The sequence below is a fragment of the Actinoplanes cyaneus genome (genome assembly GCF_016862095.1).
Taxonomy (GTDB): Bacteria; Actinomycetota; Actinomycetes; order Mycobacteriales; family Micromonosporaceae; genus Actinoplanes; species Actinoplanes cyaneus.
Genome location: NZ_BOMH01000014.1, coordinates 94698 through 110962, shown reverse-complemented (window position 1 = coordinate 110962; position 16265 = coordinate 94698). Strand labels below are relative to the sequence as shown.

Below are 16265 nucleotides of genomic sequence, written 5' to 3'. Positions count from 1 at the left end.
CCGGGGGTTCCCTCCCGTAACTGCTCTTGAGTGCGTCTGCTATTGGGTCGGGTAGAGTGGCTGGTGTCGCCGTCGATTCGTGTCGACGGCCCCGCGTGTGGCCCGCTTTCGAGCGTGCGGCCCGCGCCAAACACAGACCGCGCCCCAGACACTCGACGGGCGCACCACGAGAGGGCACCCGTAAAACTTCATGACCGACATTGAGCAAGCTCTCATCCCCGTGACGAACCGTGCCCCGGTCCGGCCGGACAGCCCCACCTTCGCGGATCTGGGCGTCCGTCCCGAGACTGTCGAGGCACTGGCCAAGGCGGGTATCACCCACGCCTTCGCCATCCAGGAGTACGCGCTGCCCATCGCGCTCCGTGGCTCCGACCTGATCGGCCAGGCACCGACCGGCACCGGCAAGACCCTCGGCTTCGGTCTGCCGCTGCTGGAGCGGGTCCTCGCCCCGTCCGAGGGCGCCGACGGCCGGCCCCAGGCCCTGATCGTCGTCCCCACCCGTGAGCTGGGCCTCCAGGTGGCCCGCGACCTCGCCGCCGCCGGCAGCACGCGCGGCGTCCGGGTCCTCCCGATCTACGGCGGCGTGGCGTACGAGCCGCAGGTCGACACCCTGAAGAAGGGCGTCGAGATCCTCGTCGGCACGCCCGGCCGCCTGCTCGACCTGGCCAAGCAGAAGCAGCTCAAGCTCAACGCCGTCCACGCGCTGGTGCTCGACGAGGCCGACCGGATGCTCGACCTGGGCTTCCTCGACGACGTCGAGAAGATCCTCGCGATGCTCCCCGAGCAGCGGCAGACCATGCTGTTCTCGGCGACCATGCCGGACCCGATCGTGGCGCTGTCCCGCCGGTTCCTGCGCAACCCGATGACGATCCACGCCGGTCACACCACCGAGAGCGGTCCGAACCCGCTGACCAAGCAGGTCGTCTACCGCACGCACCCGCTCAACAAGATCGAGATGGTGTCCCGGATCCTGCAGGCCAGGGACCGCAGCCTCACGATGATCTTCACGCGGACCAAGCGGGCCGCCGACAAGGTCTCCGAGGAGCTGGACTTCCGCGGGTTCGCGGTCGCCGCGGTGCACGGTGACCTGGGCCAGGGCGCGCGCGAGCGGGCACTCCGGGCGTTCCGCAGCGGCAAGATCGACGTGCTGGTCGCCACCGACGTCGCGGCCCGCGGCCTGGACGTCTCCGGCGTCACCCACGTGATCAACTACGACTGCCCGGAGGATCCGGAGACCTACACGCACCGCATCGGCCGGACCGGTCGCGCGGGCGCCACGGGCGTCGCCGTGACGTTCGTGGACTGGGAGGACATGCCTCGCTGGGTCCTGATCGACAAGTCGCTCGGGCTCAACATGCCGGAGCCGCCGGAGACTTACCACACGAGTCCGGCGCTCTACCACGACCTGGACATTCCGACGGACGTCTCGGGCACGCTGCCGACCGCCGACCGGAACCGCGCCGGCCTCTCCGCCGAGATCGAGGAAGACCTCGGTGGTGGCGGCCGGGGACGCCGGTCCCGCAGCGGCGGTCGTGACGGTGGCCGCGATGGTGGCCGTGACGGCGGACGCGGTGGGCGTTCACGTGGCGGATCGTTCTCGGGTTCGGCTTCGCCCGACGGCTCGTCCTCCGGCCCGGGCACGTCGCCCTCCTCGCCGTCGTCCTCGCCTTCGTCCTCGTCCGAGGAAGGGGCCGAGCGGCCCAAGAGGCAGCGGCGCCGGCGCAAGGTCGTCGAGGGTCCGGCTTCCGGGCTCGGGGGTACGGACGCGGCAGTCGAGCCGTCGGAGACTCCCGCGGCGACAGCCACCGGGTCGTCGCCCGTGACCGCTGAGCCGGCCGCCGTGGCCGCCACCTCGTCACCCGTGGCCGCCGAGTCGTCGCCTGTGGTCGCCGCCTCATCGAGCGTGGCCTCCGCCTCATCGGGCGCGGCCGCCGCCTCATCGAGCGTGGCAACCGACGAGGCGCCGCGTGCGCGGACCCGTCGTCGCCGCGCGCCCGCGACCTCGCTCACCTTCTCGGACTCCGGTCCGGGCGAGACCTCGGACTCGGCATCCGCCGAGGCCCCGGCCGCCGTTCCCGTTGCGGTCCCGGACTCCGCACCGGCATCGTCCGACGCGCCTGCCGAGGCGGCCGCGGAGTCCTCGTCCGAGGAGTCGCGCCCGCGTCGTCGCCGTCGCCGGAGCACCCCCGCCGGGGACGACACCGCCGGCAGCATGAGCAGTGGGTCCGAGGCGGGCGTGGGCACCGCGGAAGCCTGATCCACCACGAGCGCCTGAGGTCGTGACCGCGATCTCAGGCGCTTTTCACGGCGTAGGTTCGATCGCGCCAGGCTGCAGGCTCGGACGGTGGGCGTTGGGTTTCCCCGGTTCCGTCGGCGGGCGGGCGCTTGCGTGGCGCCCCGGGATGTTGCGCGCCCGCGAGCACCAGGGCGGTGAGGGCGTCCCACCCGCACGCGTTCACGGTGGCATTCCGGGCGGAAAGCGCCACTGCCGCCGTACGCGCGAATCGGTTTTCAGATCCAGCGGTTCCCGAGCTCCTCGAGCAGATCGAGATTGAGCTGGACGGCTGTCGTGACCTCGGTCAGGAACGTGTTCCGCTCCGCGTGCGTCCAGGGCGTCGTGTCCAGTTGATGGTCATAGCGCGCCTGGAAGAGCTCCGGGTTGACGCCCTCGAAGACGAAGAATCGATAGCCCTGGCGGCGGAAGTTGTACATCTCCCAGACCGCCGCGCCCAGCCACTGGCCGTCGTCGAGATCGCCGAGATAGCGCGTGCAGTGGTGGGCCACATAGCCGGTGGCGTGGCCGAACGCGGCTGATCGGATGCGCGTGCAATACGTCGTGGTGGCCGGCAGCGCGGTGATCCGGCTCTGCCAGCGCGGGCCGTGCAGAAAGCGCAGGTCGGCCTCGAGCGTCGGAACGCGCAACAGCTCGGGGAAACAGAAGCGCCCGGCGACCGGATCGTCGGCCATCGCGGTGGTGGCCAGCTCCAGGGACTCGTAGACGAACCAATGCTGCGCGACGAGCTCCGCATAGGCCCCGATCGGCAACTGCCCGTTGGCGAGGTCCTGGATGAATCGGCTGTGCCGGGCCGCGGTGGAACCCTCCGCGAGGATCTTCCGCAGTGGGGAGGAGAGCGCGCCGGTCACGGGCGTGTCCGTCAGATGCCACATAGGACTCTCCTTCCGCCTCGGATCAACCTAGCCGTACCGGGGCATGCTCCATAGGCCCTGTGGACGGGTTGTCCACAGGCTCGCCGGGCGTTCTCGCGGGGCGGGCAGAATGGAGGCATGCCACAACCGCTCGATCAAGCGCTCGCCGAGGTGCGCGAACTCCTCCTCGCCCCGGGGCTGACCCGTGCCGTCGCGGCCGGTCGCCGTCGCGGGCATGTGCCTTCCGTCACACGCGCCCAGGTTCGCCCCGTCACACTGAAGAGTGGTCCGCGGCTGCAGATCGTCACCGACGACGGCGCCCGCCCGTTCACCCGCAACGTCGCGCCCGGCGCTGAGGCGGCCGCCGCCGTCGACGAGCTGCTGGCCGAGCCGTTCGGCAACTGGCACGTGGAGACCGACTCGGCCACCGTCCAGGTGCGGATCACGAAGAAGGGCGACGCCCAGGTCCACCGGGCCGCCACGGCCACCGCGCCTGCCACTTCGCAGGATCACGACCGTGCCAAGCAGTGGCTGCTCGACCCCGGTGACCCGCTCTTCGAGGTGATCGGGGGCAACGCGGCCAAGCGGCGGCAGATCGACGCCTTCCTGCGCGCGCTCGCCGCGACGCTGCCTGACGAGCTTCCGCCGACGCTGCGCGTCGTCGACCTGGGCTGCGGAAACGCTTATCTGACCTTCGCGGCCTACCGCTATCTGGCCGGGCGGGGCGTCGCGGTCCGGGTCGCCGGGGTCGATGTCCGAGAGGATCAGCGGGTACGCAACGGTGAGGTCGCCGCCCAGCTCGGCTGCTCCGACGACGTGACCTTCGTGGCCGGCACCATCGAGGCGGCCGAGCTGCCGTTCACGCCGGATCTCGTGCTCGCGTTGCACGCCTGCGACACCGCCACCGACCAGGCGCTGGCCCGTGCCGTGCGGTGGGAGGCACGCTGGGTCCTCGCCGCGCCGTGCTGCCACCACGACATCGCCGCCCAGCTCAAGAGCAACACGTCGCCGTCGCCCTACGGGGAGTTCACCCGGCACGCGATCCTCCGGGAGCGCTTCGCGGACGTGCTGACCGACTCGCTGCGGGCCGGCCTGCTGCGGCTCAACGGCTACAAGGTCGACGTGGTGGAGTTCATCGACTCCGCGCACACGCCGCGCAACCTGATGCTGCGCGCACGGCGCACCGGGGCGGCGCCGACCGCCGAGCAGCGGGCGGAATACGACGCGCTGATCGGCCAGTGGGACGTCAAGCCGGCGCTGGCCGGCCTGCTCAGCTGACCCGCTCGTCGCGCTGACCGGGCGGGTCGAGCCGGTCGGCTCCGCTCAGCCCACTTCGAGGGTCCACTCGGCGGTGTGGACCTGGCCGGCGACCTGGAAGTCGAAGAACATCCGGTAGGCGCCGGGGCTGGGCGCCGTCACCCAGAACTTGACCTTCCCGTCGACGAGTTGCTGCTCCGGGTGGACGTGCAGATAGGCGACGTCCCCCTGGCGCAGCACGACGAGATGGCCGAACGCGCCGAGGTAGGGCTCGACGGCGCCGCCGGTGACCGTCATCAGCAGGGGCTGGACGGCTTTGGTGTCAGGCTTTCCCTCGTACGTGACGGTGAGGCCGGCCACGGTCGCCCGGTCGGACGCGGCGGGCAGCGCCTGCGGCGCGTAGTCACCCGCAACGGTCAGGTCGGTGCCCAGGGTGGTGGCGATCTGCCGGCCACCGACCAGGGCGGTGAAGTCCGCGATCATGCGGTAGACACCCGGCTGGGCCAGCGTCAGGTCGATGCTCCACGTGCCGTCGTCGGCCATCACCGGGTGCAGGTGCTGGAAACCGGTGAGGTCGCGACGGGCCACGATCAGGTGCAGGGGTTTGTCGTGGACGATCGCGTAGGAGGTGACCGGGGTGCCGCCGGTCGCGTCGATCGTGAAGTTCAGGGGCTGCTTCTTGCCGGCCTCGAACATGGTCGTGCGCGGGTGCAGGGTGAGGCCGTCCGAGCTGAGCGAGAGGCCGCCGACGACAGCGCCGGTCGCGGCGGCTCCGGTGCCGGCCGCGCCGTGGGTGTGCGGCATGTTCTCGTTGACCACCGTGCTGCCGGTGCTGGTGGCGGCCGCCGGAGTGGTGGTGGTGGTGCTCGCGCCGGTGCCGTTGTTGAGGCGGCCCAGGCCGTAACCGGCGAAGAGGACGACGATCAGCAGGGCGCCGATCGCCGCGAAGCGGAACGTGGAGTTCTTCTCGGGCTCGCCGACGGTTGCCCCGGTGGGTGCTCCGGGCTCCTCGTCGGTGAGGTCCAGGGACCACTTGGACTTCCGGCGCGGTGGATCCTCGGTTGGTACGTCCACGTTTCTCACTGGTACCGCATGATGCGGCGTCGCCGCACGGTTCCCGCCCGATTCTTCAGCATGTACCGCTTGTGCCGGTTCAGCAGCGGCGCCGGTGGGACGGTGGGGCACCTGCTCGGCGTCGCCGGGATGGTCAGGCATCCGCAAGCTCGTAGCCGGCCTCGTCCACCGCCGCGCGCACCGCGTCGTCGCCGAGCGGCGCCTCGCTGGTCACCGTCACCCCTCCCGACCCCAGGTCGATCTCCACGCCGGAGACGCCGGGAAGCGCCGAGAGCTCCTCGGTCACCGCGTTGACGCAGTGCGAGCAGGTCATGCCCTTGACGGTGTAGGTGCTGGTCACAGCCATGACAATCGCCTTTCAGGGGTTTCGGGCAGTTTCCGCCACTTCGGAGGCTCGGGTGCTAAGACTTGATCAACCGCGCGATCGCGTCCGACGCCTCTTTGACCTTGGCGGACGGGTCGCCGGCACGGGCCGCGTCCACGACGCAGTGCGCCAGATGATCCTCGAGCAGGCCGACCGCGACCGCCTGCAGCGCGCTTTTCGCCGCGGAGATCTGGGTCAGGACATCGATGCAGTACGTATCCTCGTCGACCATCCGTTGCAGCCCACGGACCTGGCCCTCGATCCGGCGCAGGCGGCCGAGCAGGGCCGCCTTGTCGCCGGAGTAGCCGTGCGGTCCGTGCGGTTGGCTCGCCTCCTCAGACATGCACACCAGCATACCCCCCTCCGGTATCAAGAATCTGTCGCACCCGGGAGCTAACGTGTGCCGGCGTGGGAGTTGATCCGTGGGAGGTGGCGCACCGGTCCGCTCTCGATCATCTCCTGGGGCTGATCGCCGAGTCGACGTGGGCCGACGTGCTGATGCTGCGCGGCAGCATGCTGATGCCGGCCTGGGTGGGCGAGCATGCCCGGCTGCCCGGCGACCTGGACTGGATCGTGCTGTCCGACGGCGTGACCCGGCCCGACGATCTCGCGCCGTGGCCTTTCGTCCAGACGATCGACCCGGCCCAGCACTGGCCGGAAGCGGTGCACGGCGGCGCGCGCAATCAGATGTGGACGTTCGAGGAGTTCGAGACCGGCGGGCAGCGTCCCCGGCTGCCACCCGAGGGCCTGCACTGGATGTCCGCGGAGCAACTCGACGAAGAGGGCTACACGGCTGACTTCGTGCGGGACCTGATCACGGCCAGTCCGCGTACCGCGGATGGGGTGGAATTCGATCTCGACGCCATCTTCGAGGCGGCCTCCGTGGACTACTACTCCGACGACGGGGAGTATGGGGTGGTCGAGCCGGCCAGGGGCATCCGGACCATGCTCCAGCTCCCCTGGATCACGCCCGACGGCGAAGGCGGCAAGGTGAGCATCGATGTCGCCTACGACGAGCCGGTCCCGGAGCCTCCGGTGCTGACCGCCGTCCCCCGCGCGGCCGGGCGCTCCCCGGTCGGCCTGCTCACCGCGAGCCGCGAGTTGTCCCTGGCGTGGAAGCTGCACTGGCTGACCGCCGACCAGACCGGCCAGCGCCTGTCCGCCGCCAAGGACCTCTACGACGCCGTGCTCCTCGCGGAGCTTCCCGGGATGCGGCTCCCGCCTCACCTGCACAGGTTCGCAGTCGGTGGCGATCTGACTCCCCTCGCGCTCCCCGGCTGGTCGATCGACGGCGATCTGCCCGGCGGCCCCGAACCATGGCTGGCCCGGCTGGCCGCCGCCCTGCCTGACCTCACACCGTGAGAAAGCACTGGCAGGCCGGTCACCTGCCCGTGGCAGGATGCGGCTGAGTCCGGAACCGCTGAGGAGTGCCTGTGGGAAACCGTGAACGCGACGGTTATGTGCTGACCGACGACGCGAGCCGGGTCGATGTCGATCGCGTGCACCGCTGGCTGGCCGAGGAGTCCTACTGGGCCACCGGCCGTTCGCACGACCTGGTCGCCCGCTCGATCGAGGGCTCGCTGCCCTACACGGTCCTGCGCGACGGCGAGCAGGTCGGCTTCGCCCGGGTGGTCACCGACGGCGCGACCTTCGCCTGGATCTGCGATGTCTTCGTCGACGAGCGCCACCGCGGTCACGGCCTGGGCGTCTGGCTGATCGACAGCATCGTCGAGGACATGACCGACCGCGGCATCCTCCGCCTGCTGCTGGCCACCCGGGACGCGCACGAGGTCTACCGCCGGTCGGGCTTCACGCCGCTGGCCGGCCCGGGCCGTTTCATGGAGATCGACCGCCGCCCCACCCGGAACGCCATCCTCGGCCTCGCCTGACCGCCCCCCGCGGTCCCGCCACAGCCCACGCTCGTGCGCCCTGCCCGGCCGCGGCCGTCGCCTCTGCCGGGCAGCGGCCGCGACCGTCGCCTCTGTCGGGCAGCGGCCGCGCTGCCGAACCCGGCCCCGCAGGCCGACAAACCCAAGTCCCGCCAAGGTGCACGGCCTGGTGGAAAGTGTCCGGGAAAGCTTCACGTCAGCCGAGCCCGGGTGGGGATGGCGCGCCGGGCAGGCAGGTCAGCCGGCAACAGCCAGCGCCAGTGGCAGGACGGCCTCGGCCCCGGCGCCGCGAAGGGCACGACCGGCCAGCGCCATCGTCCACCCGGAATCCACCAGGTCGTCGACGAGCAGCAGCGGGCCGGGCGTCTCCTCGATCCCGGCACGCACGTCCGGCGGAACGCTGAAAGCGTCGTGCAGTGTCCGGACCCGCTGAGCGCTGTTGCCCCGGAAGCCCTCCTCCCCCGACCGCACCGGCGGCAACGCGCCGAGCAGTGGCAACCTCCCCACCCGCGCGATGTGCTCGGCGAGGGTGTGGACAAGGTGTGGATGACGGTGCGACCCGACGGCGACGACGCCGACCGGGCGCTGCTGCCACGCGTCGTCGCCGCGTGCCCACGCCTTGAGCACCTCGACGACCGCCGCGGCCAGCTCGGCCGGAATCGGCCCGTCCGGCGAATCCGGCCCGACCACGCCTCGCAGCCGCGAGCCCCACCCCAGGTCGGAGAGACGGCCGACGGCCCGGCCGGGCGCGATCTGCTCGCCCGCGGCGATCCTGCCCTTCAGCGAGATGCCGACCGCGGAGAGGCCGGTGGGCCACATCTTCTTCGGCGCGATCTCCACCCCGGGCCGCCCGAGGAACGACTCCGCTGCGGCCAGCGAGCTCGACGACACGTCGGCGTCGAAGAGCGGGCCCGCGCAGTTGTCACACCGCCCGCACGGCGCCGCTTCCGGATCGTCCAGGCACCGTCGGAGGAACTCCATCCGGCAGACAGGCGTCCTCGCATACTCGATCATGGTTTGTTGTTCGTTCTCGCGGGCCTCGGCGACCCGCCGCAACCGGGCATGGTCGTATTCCCAGGGCTGGCCGGTGGCGAGCCACCCGCCGCGGGTGCGCTGCACCGCGCCGTCCACGTCGAGGACTTTGAGCATCAGCTCCAGCCTGGCGCGCCGCATGTCGACCAGCGGCTCCAGGGCCTGCGTCGACATCGCGCGATCGGCGGTGAGCTGCGCCAGCACCGACCGCACCTGCTCCTCCGGCGGGAAGGCCAGTGAGGCGAAATACCGCCAGATCGCGGCATCCTCCGGGCCCGGGAGCAGCACGACCTCGGCGTGCTCGACCGCTCGACCGGCACGGCCGACCTGCTGGTAGTAGGCGATCGGCGAGTTCGGCGCGCCCAGGTGCACGACGAAACCGAGATCAGGCTTGTCGTAACCCATGCCGAGCGCCGACGTCGCCACCAAGGCCTTGATCTTGTTGTCCAGCAGATCCTGCTCGGCCGCGCGCCGCTCGGCGTCGTCGAGCTGACCCGTGTACGACGCGACGGCGAACCCGCGCGACCGCAGGAAATCAGCGGTCTCGGTGGCCCCGGCGACGGTCAGTGTGTAGATGATGCCCGAGCCCGGAAGCTGTTCCAGGTGGTCGGCGAGCCAGGCCAGCCGATGCGCCGGGTCGGGCAGCCGCAGCACCGCCAGGCGCAGCGAGTCACGGCCCAGTGCCCCGCGCAGCACCAGCGCGTCGCCGAGCTGGTCGGCGACGTCAGCGGTGACCCGCTCGTTCGCCGTCGCGGTGGTCGCGAGCACCGGGGTGCGCTCCGGAAGGCCGGCCAGGAACGTGCGCAACCGCCGATAATCCGGCCGGAAGTCGTGGCCCCAGTCGGAGACGCAGTGTGCCTCGTCGACCACCAGCAGGCCCGTGGTGTGCGCCAGGCCGGGCAGCACGTTGTCACGGAAATCCGGGTTGTTCAGCCGCTCGGGACTGATCAGCAGCACGTCGACCGCGCCGGACCGGATCTCCCGCTCGATCTCCGACCACTCCTCCAGGTTGGCCGAGTTGATCGTGCGCGCGCGGATGCCCGCCCGGGCCGCCGCGTCGACCTGGTTGCGCATCAGGGCGAGCAGCGGCGACACGATGACCGTGGGCCCGGTCGTCCCGCCGGCCCGCAGCAGGGCCGTGGCCACGAAGTAGACCGCCGATTTGCCCCACCCGGTGCGCTGCACGCAGAGCACCCGGCGGCGGTCGACGGTGAGCGCCTCGATGGCGCGCCACTGGTCCTCCCGCAGTCTCGCGTGCTCCCCGGCGAGCCGGCGCAGCACCTGCTCGGCGCGCTCCCGCACACTCGCCCGCTCAGCCGCATCAGCTGTCATCCGCGTCGTCTCGGTCACCCGGCATGTCTATCAGCCCCCACCGACAGAACCGGAGTTATCCACAGGCCGCGGTTATCCACAGACCGCAAAGAAAATCGAGCAGCGGTCGCGGCGGCGGGCCAAGCTCATGGGCATCCGGGCAAACGCGACCCGGGCCCACTCCTGAATGGAAGTCTCAGGACATGAGCAAAACGATCGCCGAGAAGCTGCTGATCAAGCCGAACTCCACCGTCTGGCTCAACCAGCCGGCCCGTCTGCCGATGCTCACCCCGATGCCGGAGGGCGTGCGCGAGACCGGGACGCTGGCCACGGCCGGCACCGCCGTGCTCTTCGCCGAGGATGCCGCCACTGTCCGCGAGCAGCTCACCGAGCACCAGGCCGACCTGGACAAGCCGAGCGCGTTCTGGATCGCCTATCCGAATGGCAACAAGGCGGACATCAACCGGGACACGCTCTGGCCCATCGTGGCCGATTTCGACATGCGCCCGTGCGGCCAGGTGGCAATCGACGACCGCTGGTCCGGGCTGCGTTTCCGGCCGAACCGCCCGGACGAGGGCCGGTTCACCGGAGGCAGTCAGTGACCTGCCCGTCTCCGTTCCGGCGGCCGGCCTTCCCAGCCGCCGGAGGATCAAGAGCCGATTTCTTGCGTACGGGGGAGCCGGCCCCGCCCACCGTGATCGCGCGACGGCCGGTCCCGGCCCTGACAGGCCTGTCGCGTCCGCAACAGATCCGCAGGTCAGCGCCCGAGGACAGTCCCCCCGTTGACGTTGATGATCTGCCCCGTGACGAATCCTCCGCCCGGCCCGACCAGCCAGCGCACCGCCTCGGCCACCTCCTGCGGTTCCCCCGCCCGGTTGACCAGCGACGCCGCGACCCGCTTGGCGTGCCCGTCCGGCGTCATCCGGCCGGCGAAGAACTCGCTGTCGGTGATGTATCCGGGCGAGATCACGTTGGCGGTGATCCCCTCCGCGCCGAGGTTCGTGGCGAGGTCCAGCATGTAGCCGTGCAGCGCGGCTTTGGCCGCCGAGTAGGGGCCACCACCACCCCGCTGTGCCGCGATCGAGCTGGTCAGGATGATCTTCCCGCCCGGCCGGCGCAGGCTCGGCAGCAGTGCGGTGGTCATCAGCACCGCAGTGAGAACGTTGGAGTCCAGGTTCGCCCGCCAGCGCGCGGCCACGCCGTCCAGCGTGCTCTCGTCGCCCCCGACGAACGCCCCGGCGTTGTTGACCAGCACGTCCAGCGGCCGCCCGGCGACCGCCTCGACGACCTTGCCCACCTGCGCCGGGTCGGCGGCGTCCGCGGTCACGGCGGAGGCCTGCGGGCCGATCCACTTGACCGCGTCGGCGAGCACCTCGGGCCGGCGCCCCACGATGATCACGTCGAAACCCTCGCCGGCCAGCATGCCGGCGGTCGACCTGCCGATTCCGGTGCCGCCGCCGGTGACCACAGCCAGTCTTGTCATGACCTCGACCCTATCGAAGCGCCTGGGGCGGTGATTTCACAGCGCGAGGGAGAATCCGCTGCCGCGTTTGACCGGGGGTGGCGGCGTGCGGGTAGCCGGCGGCGGCGTGGGCCGTTTGCGCGCGGTGCCGCTGTGGCGCGACGGCTGACGTTTGCGTTTGCGGATCGTCTCCTCCGGCCGGTCCTTCGCCGAGGCGGCGCTCACCGCGTCGTCGTTCTTGGCCGGGGCGGGCCCGCTGACGCTGCCCAGCACCTCGGCCCGGCACGGGTGGCCGTTCATCGCGAAGGAGAGCGGCAGCGGGTTGCGGTCGTGGTATCCACCGCGCAACGTGACCACCCGGCTCCGGCCCTGGCCGTGCACCATGACGTGCCGGCCCCGCTGGGCGACCGCCTTCGGCGTCCCGGCCAGCCGTTGCGTGCCAGGGAACGAGAAGTCGACCCGCCAGTCGCCCGGCCCGCCGGACGTGGTCACCGTCAGCCGCGCCTGGAAGGAGCCGCCCGAGTCCCGCTGCACCTGGTAACTGACCGAGCAGCGAACCCGGCGGACGCCAGCGTCACCCGTGGCGGGAGCGGCGGCGGAGGCGCTGGACTGGTCGGCTTCCGCGGCCTCACGACGGGCCGACCAGCTCAGCGCGCTGCCGGTGAGCAACACCACGGTGGCCAGCGCGGCGGCGACCGACCGCCGGCTGCGGGCCGGGGCCGGCCGCCCGCGGCACATCCAGGCGGCCGCCGAGGGGGAACGTGGCAGCTGGGCGCCGACGAACAGGCCGCCGCCCAGTGGCCGCACCCGGCCCATCCGCAGCGCGGCGCCGAGCCGGAGCGCCGCGCGCAGGCGCAGCTTGCGCAGCGGGATCCGCGGCGAGCCGTGCGGCCACGCCAGGCGGCGCCCACGCTCGCCGGGCGAGGCGGGAGCGGGCACCACGCCCCGGGCGGCGGGGACCGACGACCGCTCCCCCGGGCGCAGCGGCGGGATGATCGGGCGCACCCCGACGGTGGCGGCCAGGCCGCGGGCCAGCTCGGCGGAGAGCGGGCGGTCGGCCGGGTCCTTGGCCAGGCAGCGCAGGCACAGGTCGGCCACCGCCGGCGGCATCCCGGGCAGCTCGGGGACGGGTTCGGGGTCGGCGTAAAGGTGGGCGCGGAGCGCTTCCGTGGTGGTCTGGGCCGGCCACGGCATCCGGCCGGTGAGCGCGCGGTAGAGGAGCAGCCCGAGGGCGTAGACGTCGGTCGCCGGGGAGACCGGCGCGCCACCCAGGCGCTCCGGGGCGAGGTAGGCGGGCGTGCCGAGCAGGCTTCCGTCCGGGCCCGCGTCGCGCTGGCCGACCACCGCCGAGATGCCGAAGTCCACCACCTTCGCCCCGGCCCCGGTGAGCATCACGTTGGCCGGGGTCACGTCACGATGCACCACCCCGCGGGCGTGCGCGGTGGCCAGCGCGGAGGCGACCTCGGCGCAGACCATCACCGCCTCCCGCCAGTCCAGCGAGCCCTGCCGGCCGATCCGCGCGCCGACCGACTCGCCGTCGTTCAGCTCCATCACCACGTAAGGGACGGTCAGATGCTCCGAGAGCAGCGCTTCGCCGAAGTCGTAGACGCCGGTGATGTGCGGGTGGCAGAGCCGGGCCGCGGCCAGGGCTTCCTGGCGCAGCCGGTCCCGGAACGTGCGATCGGTCGCCAGTTGCGGGGCGAGCACCTTGACCGCGACCTCACGGCCCAGCGTCTCGTCGTAGCCACGCCAGACCACCGACATGCCGCCGGTGCCGAGCTTCGCGACGAGGCGATAACGCCCGGCGAGGCGAAGCGATCCCTCGTGACCGTTTCGCTCCGTACGCCCCATGCGCCGATTCTCGCCCGAGCGGATCGTCCTCCGGAGCCGCACACCGAAACCCGTACGGATTCGCGGTCCGGGAAGTCCTCGGCGAGCGCCGTGGTCAGCCCGGGAGAAGCTGATCGACGGGGGCGTGATCGTCGGTCAGGACCCGGGCGCCGCCGATGTAGGTGGCCAGGTCGGCACCGGACAGGAGCGTGACCGGCTTCTCGACCCGGGCGAGCCGCTCGCCGAGGGCGGCCAGGGGCAGCGGACCACGGGAGGCGACGATCACGAAGTTGGAGCCGACCTCGCCGGCCAGGGCGTCCCCGGGAGCGATCAGGGCGACCTGCGGGAAGGCGGCCGCGACCGTGGCCAGCTCGGCGCGGATGAGGCGGTCCGGCGGGTAATCGATCACGTTCTGGGCGTAGACACCGTCGGCGCGTAGGGTGCGGGAGATGTCCGCGGCCATCTCCCGGGTCGCCAGGTGCCACGGCACCACCTGGTGGCCGAAGGCGTCGCCGACCACCAGGTCGTAGGCGGCCGACGGCCGCTGGGCCACGCCGACCCGGGCGTCACCGATGCGGATCCTCAGGTCGGGGCCGGTGACCAGGCCGAGTTCGCGCTTGTCGAGCTCGACCAGGCCGCCGTCGAGCTCGAGCACCAGCTGGTCGCTGCCGGGGCGGGTGGCGCGGAGATAACCCGGGACGGTGAATCCGCCGCCCCCGATGTGCAGGGCGTCGATCGGGGCGCCGGCCGGGCGCAGGACGTCGGCGACCGCGGCGATCCACTGGACGTATTCGAATTCGAGGTGACGGGGGTCGTCGAGATCGACATACGAGTGCGGGGCCGAGTTGAGCATCAGCGTGCGCCCACCGGCGTTGTCCGGGTCGACCTCCACCCGGGCGCAGTGGTACGCCGTCTCCACGTCGCACGGGGTCGGCGAGATCGCCCCCATCCCCGCGGCGAGCAGGCCGATCGTGGCGAGCATGGATCGGAAGCGGGGCGAGCCGGGCAGCTTCGGATGGGTCTCGTCACGCCGCAGCCACCAGCCGAGCACGAGACCGCCCAGCGCGAGGAGCGCGGCCAGGCTCAGGACGATCGCGCTGCTCGGCATCGCGGCGACGAAGACGAAGCCGGTGCCCAGCGTCGCCGTGATCGCGCCGAGGGTGCCGATGCTGGACAGCCGGCCAACCACGGTTCCTGCTTCGCGCAGGCTGCTGAGCTGCAGCTTCACGACCATCGGCGGGATCGCGGAGAGGACGAAGGCGGGCAGGAACACGGCCAGGGCGGCGAGCAGGAGCACGGCCGGGGCAGCGCCGCCGCGGAGCAGCTCACCGCCCCAGCGGACCAGCGGGAGCGTCACGGCGGTGCCGATGGCGCCGAGGACCAGGGCCGGAGCGAGCAGCATGCGAGGGTCAAACTTGTCGGCCAGGCGTCCGCCGAGCCACGCGCCGTAGGCGATGGCCGCCAGCGAGATGCCGATCACCGAGCTGCTGACCTGCAGGGTGACGCCGACGTAGGGACCGACCAGGCGCAGCGCGACGATCTCCAGGACGAGCACGGCGCCGCTGGAGCCGAAGGCCAGGGCGCTGGCGAGGGCCGTCGGCAGGGCGCGGGGCGGCGCGGTCTCCATCGCCGGGATGCTATCCGTCCCCGGCCGCATCCGCCCGGCACGCCACACCGGCGGGGCGGCCCCGGAAGCTGCCGGAAACGGTCAAAGCTCGAAGACCGGAAACGGTCAGAATTCGGGGACGGGAAACGGTCAGAGCTCGACGACCGGAAATGGTCAGAGTTCGGAGAGATGCACGTGGTTCGTGTGCACCACGGACGGGCCGCCGCTCGCGCTGTACGCGCGCCAGCCGGTGCTGGGCGTCCAGATCTGCCGGTACCAGATCACGTACATCACGCCGAGTCTGTCGGCGTTCTTCACGAAGTAGGCGGCCAGCCGGTCACCGTAGGCCTTGTCGCTGCCGGTCGCTGCCGCATCCTTGAACGTGCTGGCATTGGCCGAGAAGTCGCAGGCCCGCCCCTTCGGGTGCTCCCCGGAATCCCGCTGGCTCCAGCAGACCGTGTAATGCGTGAACCCGTCCGCCCGCGCCTGCTGGTAGGCGTGCAGCGTCCGCGGCGTGACGCACCCTGTCGAGCTCGGGTCGTCAACGGTGCACGACTCCTTCGGCCACGAGCCGTCCGAGTTCCGCGGTGCGGGCTCGGCGGCCGCCGACGACGCGTCGACGAAGCCGCCGGCCGATCCGCCGCCCACCTCGGCGAGCGCGGTCTCGGCCTGCTTCTTCTTGCCCTCCATCACCTTGAGCTGCCGCTGCTGCTCGAGGATCTCCGCCTTCAGCGCGGTCTGCGCCTTCTTGGTCGTCTCGATGTCCTCGCGGTACGACGCGAGCGTGCTGCCGTCGACCTGGGCGAGCATGTCGAGGCCCTGCACCCGCTCGATGAAGCTGTCCGGGTTGCTGCTGTTGAGCAGCAGCATCACCGTGCTGACGCGGCCCATCTGGTAGGACCGGTTGGCGACCGCGGTGACCCGCGTGGTGAGCCGGGACGCCCGGTCCTGCGCCGCTTTCATCGTGACGTTGAGCTGGGTCTCCCGCTTCTTGGACGAGGCCAGCCTGGTCTTCGCCTGCTCGTAGCCCTTGGAGGCGGCTTCGAGGTTGGCCCGCAGCTTCTTGGAGCCGCCTTCCGGGTCCGCGGCCCAGGCAGCCGTCCCGGAGACACCGAGGACGACGGTGACGACGGCCGCCACGAGCACGCTGAACAGCCCGGCCCGCGGACGGGATGTGCGCGGGAAACCGGCGCGCGCGGACACGGTGCGGAAACCAAGCGGGGGGATGACCGCCACGGAGACCTCCAAGTCGTGAGCGCCGGTACTTTACCGTGCCGGACCTGGAGCGAGGGA

The 16265-nt window shown here is 71.7% G+C and carries 14 protein-coding genes; 5 read left to right on the top strand and 9 right to left on the bottom strand.

Annotated features, from left to right (window positions below; genetic code table 11):
* Window positions 1–190: 190 nt before the first annotated feature.
* A complete protein-coding gene (locus tag Acy02nite_RS09000; protein ID WP_203739382.1) occupies window positions 191–2257 on the top strand; it encodes a DEAD/DEAH box helicase in 2067 nt (688 codons plus the stop codon).
* A 254-nt stretch (window positions 2258–2511) separates the two neighbouring features.
* Here the strand turns inward: Acy02nite_RS09000 and Acy02nite_RS08995 are convergent, their stop codons facing one another.
* Window positions 2512–3168, bottom strand: a complete 657-nt coding sequence (locus Acy02nite_RS08995) for a biliverdin-producing heme oxygenase (protein ID WP_203739381.1) — start codon at window positions 3166–3168, stop codon at window positions 2512–2514.
* A 117-nt stretch (window positions 3169–3285) separates the two neighbouring features.
* On the opposite strand from Acy02nite_RS08995, the gene Acy02nite_RS08990 reads away from it, so the two are divergent.
* Window positions 3286–4425, top strand: a complete 1140-nt coding sequence (locus tag Acy02nite_RS08990; protein ID WP_203739380.1) for a class I SAM-dependent methyltransferase — start codon at window positions 3286–3288, stop codon at window positions 4423–4425.
* A 45-nt stretch (window positions 4426–4470) separates the two neighbouring features.
* On the opposite strand, the gene Acy02nite_RS08985 is transcribed toward Acy02nite_RS08990, so the two are convergent.
* The 3 genes from Acy02nite_RS08985 to Acy02nite_RS08975 all read right to left on the bottom strand — a co-directional run bounded on the left by Acy02nite_RS08985 (window position 4471) and on the right by Acy02nite_RS08975 (window position 6185).
* A complete protein-coding gene (locus Acy02nite_RS08985; protein ID WP_239174492.1) occupies window positions 4471–5478 on the bottom strand; it encodes a DUF8832 domain-containing protein in 1008 nt (335 codons plus the stop codon).
* Between the two features lie 133 nt (window positions 5479–5611).
* A complete protein-coding gene (locus tag Acy02nite_RS08980; RefSeq protein WP_203739379.1) occupies window positions 5612–5824 on the bottom strand; it encodes a heavy-metal-associated domain-containing protein in 213 nt (70 codons plus the stop codon).
* A 55-nt stretch (window positions 5825–5879) separates the two neighbouring features.
* Complete coding sequence (locus Acy02nite_RS08975) at window positions 5880–6185, bottom strand: metal-sensitive transcriptional regulator (RefSeq protein ID WP_203739378.1); 306 nt, start codon at window positions 6183–6185, stop codon at window positions 5880–5882.
* Between the two features lie 65 nt (window positions 6186–6250).
* Between Acy02nite_RS08975 and Acy02nite_RS08970 the strand changes: the two genes are divergently transcribed.
* Complete coding sequence (locus tag Acy02nite_RS08970) at window positions 6251–7204, top strand: nucleotidyl transferase AbiEii/AbiGii toxin family protein (protein ID WP_203739377.1); 954 nt, start codon at window positions 6251–6253, stop codon at window positions 7202–7204.
* A gap of 71 nt (window positions 7205–7275) precedes the next feature.
* A complete protein-coding gene (locus Acy02nite_RS08965) occupies window positions 7276–7731 on the top strand; it encodes a GNAT family N-acetyltransferase (protein ID WP_203739376.1) in 456 nt (151 codons plus the stop codon).
* Between the two features lie 237 nt (window positions 7732–7968).
* Here the strand turns inward: Acy02nite_RS08965 and Acy02nite_RS08960 are convergent, their stop codons facing one another.
* On the bottom strand, window positions 7969–10095 hold the full coding sequence (locus Acy02nite_RS08960) for a RecQ family ATP-dependent DNA helicase (RefSeq protein WP_203739530.1): 2127 nt from the start codon (window positions 10093–10095) through the stop codon (window positions 7969–7971).
* A gap of 182 nt (window positions 10096–10277) precedes the next feature.
* Between Acy02nite_RS08960 and Acy02nite_RS08955 the strand changes: the two genes are divergently transcribed.
* Window positions 10278–10676 carry a hypothetical protein gene (locus tag Acy02nite_RS08955; protein ID WP_203739375.1) on the top strand — a complete coding sequence of 133 codons (399 nt, stop codon included), beginning with the start codon at window positions 10278–10280 and terminating at the stop codon, window positions 10674–10676.
* A 155-nt stretch (window positions 10677–10831) separates the two neighbouring features.
* Here the strand turns inward: Acy02nite_RS08955 and Acy02nite_RS08950 are convergent, their stop codons facing one another.
* The 4 genes from Acy02nite_RS08950 to Acy02nite_RS08935 all read right to left on the bottom strand — a co-directional run bounded on the left by Acy02nite_RS08950 (window position 10832) and on the right by Acy02nite_RS08935 (window position 16199).
* Window positions 10832–11557 (bottom strand): SDR family NAD(P)-dependent oxidoreductase, encoded by a 726-nt coding sequence (locus Acy02nite_RS08950; RefSeq protein ID WP_203739374.1) that lies wholly within the window; start codon window positions 11555–11557, stop codon window positions 10832–10834.
* A 36-nt stretch (window positions 11558–11593) separates the two neighbouring features.
* Window positions 11594–13387 (bottom strand): serine/threonine-protein kinase, encoded by a 1794-nt coding sequence (locus Acy02nite_RS08945; protein ID WP_203739373.1) that lies wholly within the window; start codon window positions 13385–13387, stop codon window positions 11594–11596.
* Between the two features lie 94 nt (window positions 13388–13481).
* Window positions 13482–14993, bottom strand: coding sequence for a fused MFS/spermidine synthase (locus tag Acy02nite_RS08940; RefSeq protein ID WP_203739372.1), 1512 nt, complete (start codon window positions 14991–14993; stop codon window positions 13482–13484).
* Between the two features lie 153 nt (window positions 14994–15146).
* Complete coding sequence (locus Acy02nite_RS08935) at window positions 15147–16199, bottom strand: coiled-coil domain-containing protein (protein ID WP_486303524.1); 1053 nt, start codon at window positions 16197–16199, stop codon at window positions 15147–15149.
* Between the last annotated feature and the right edge of the window lie 66 nt (window positions 16200–16265).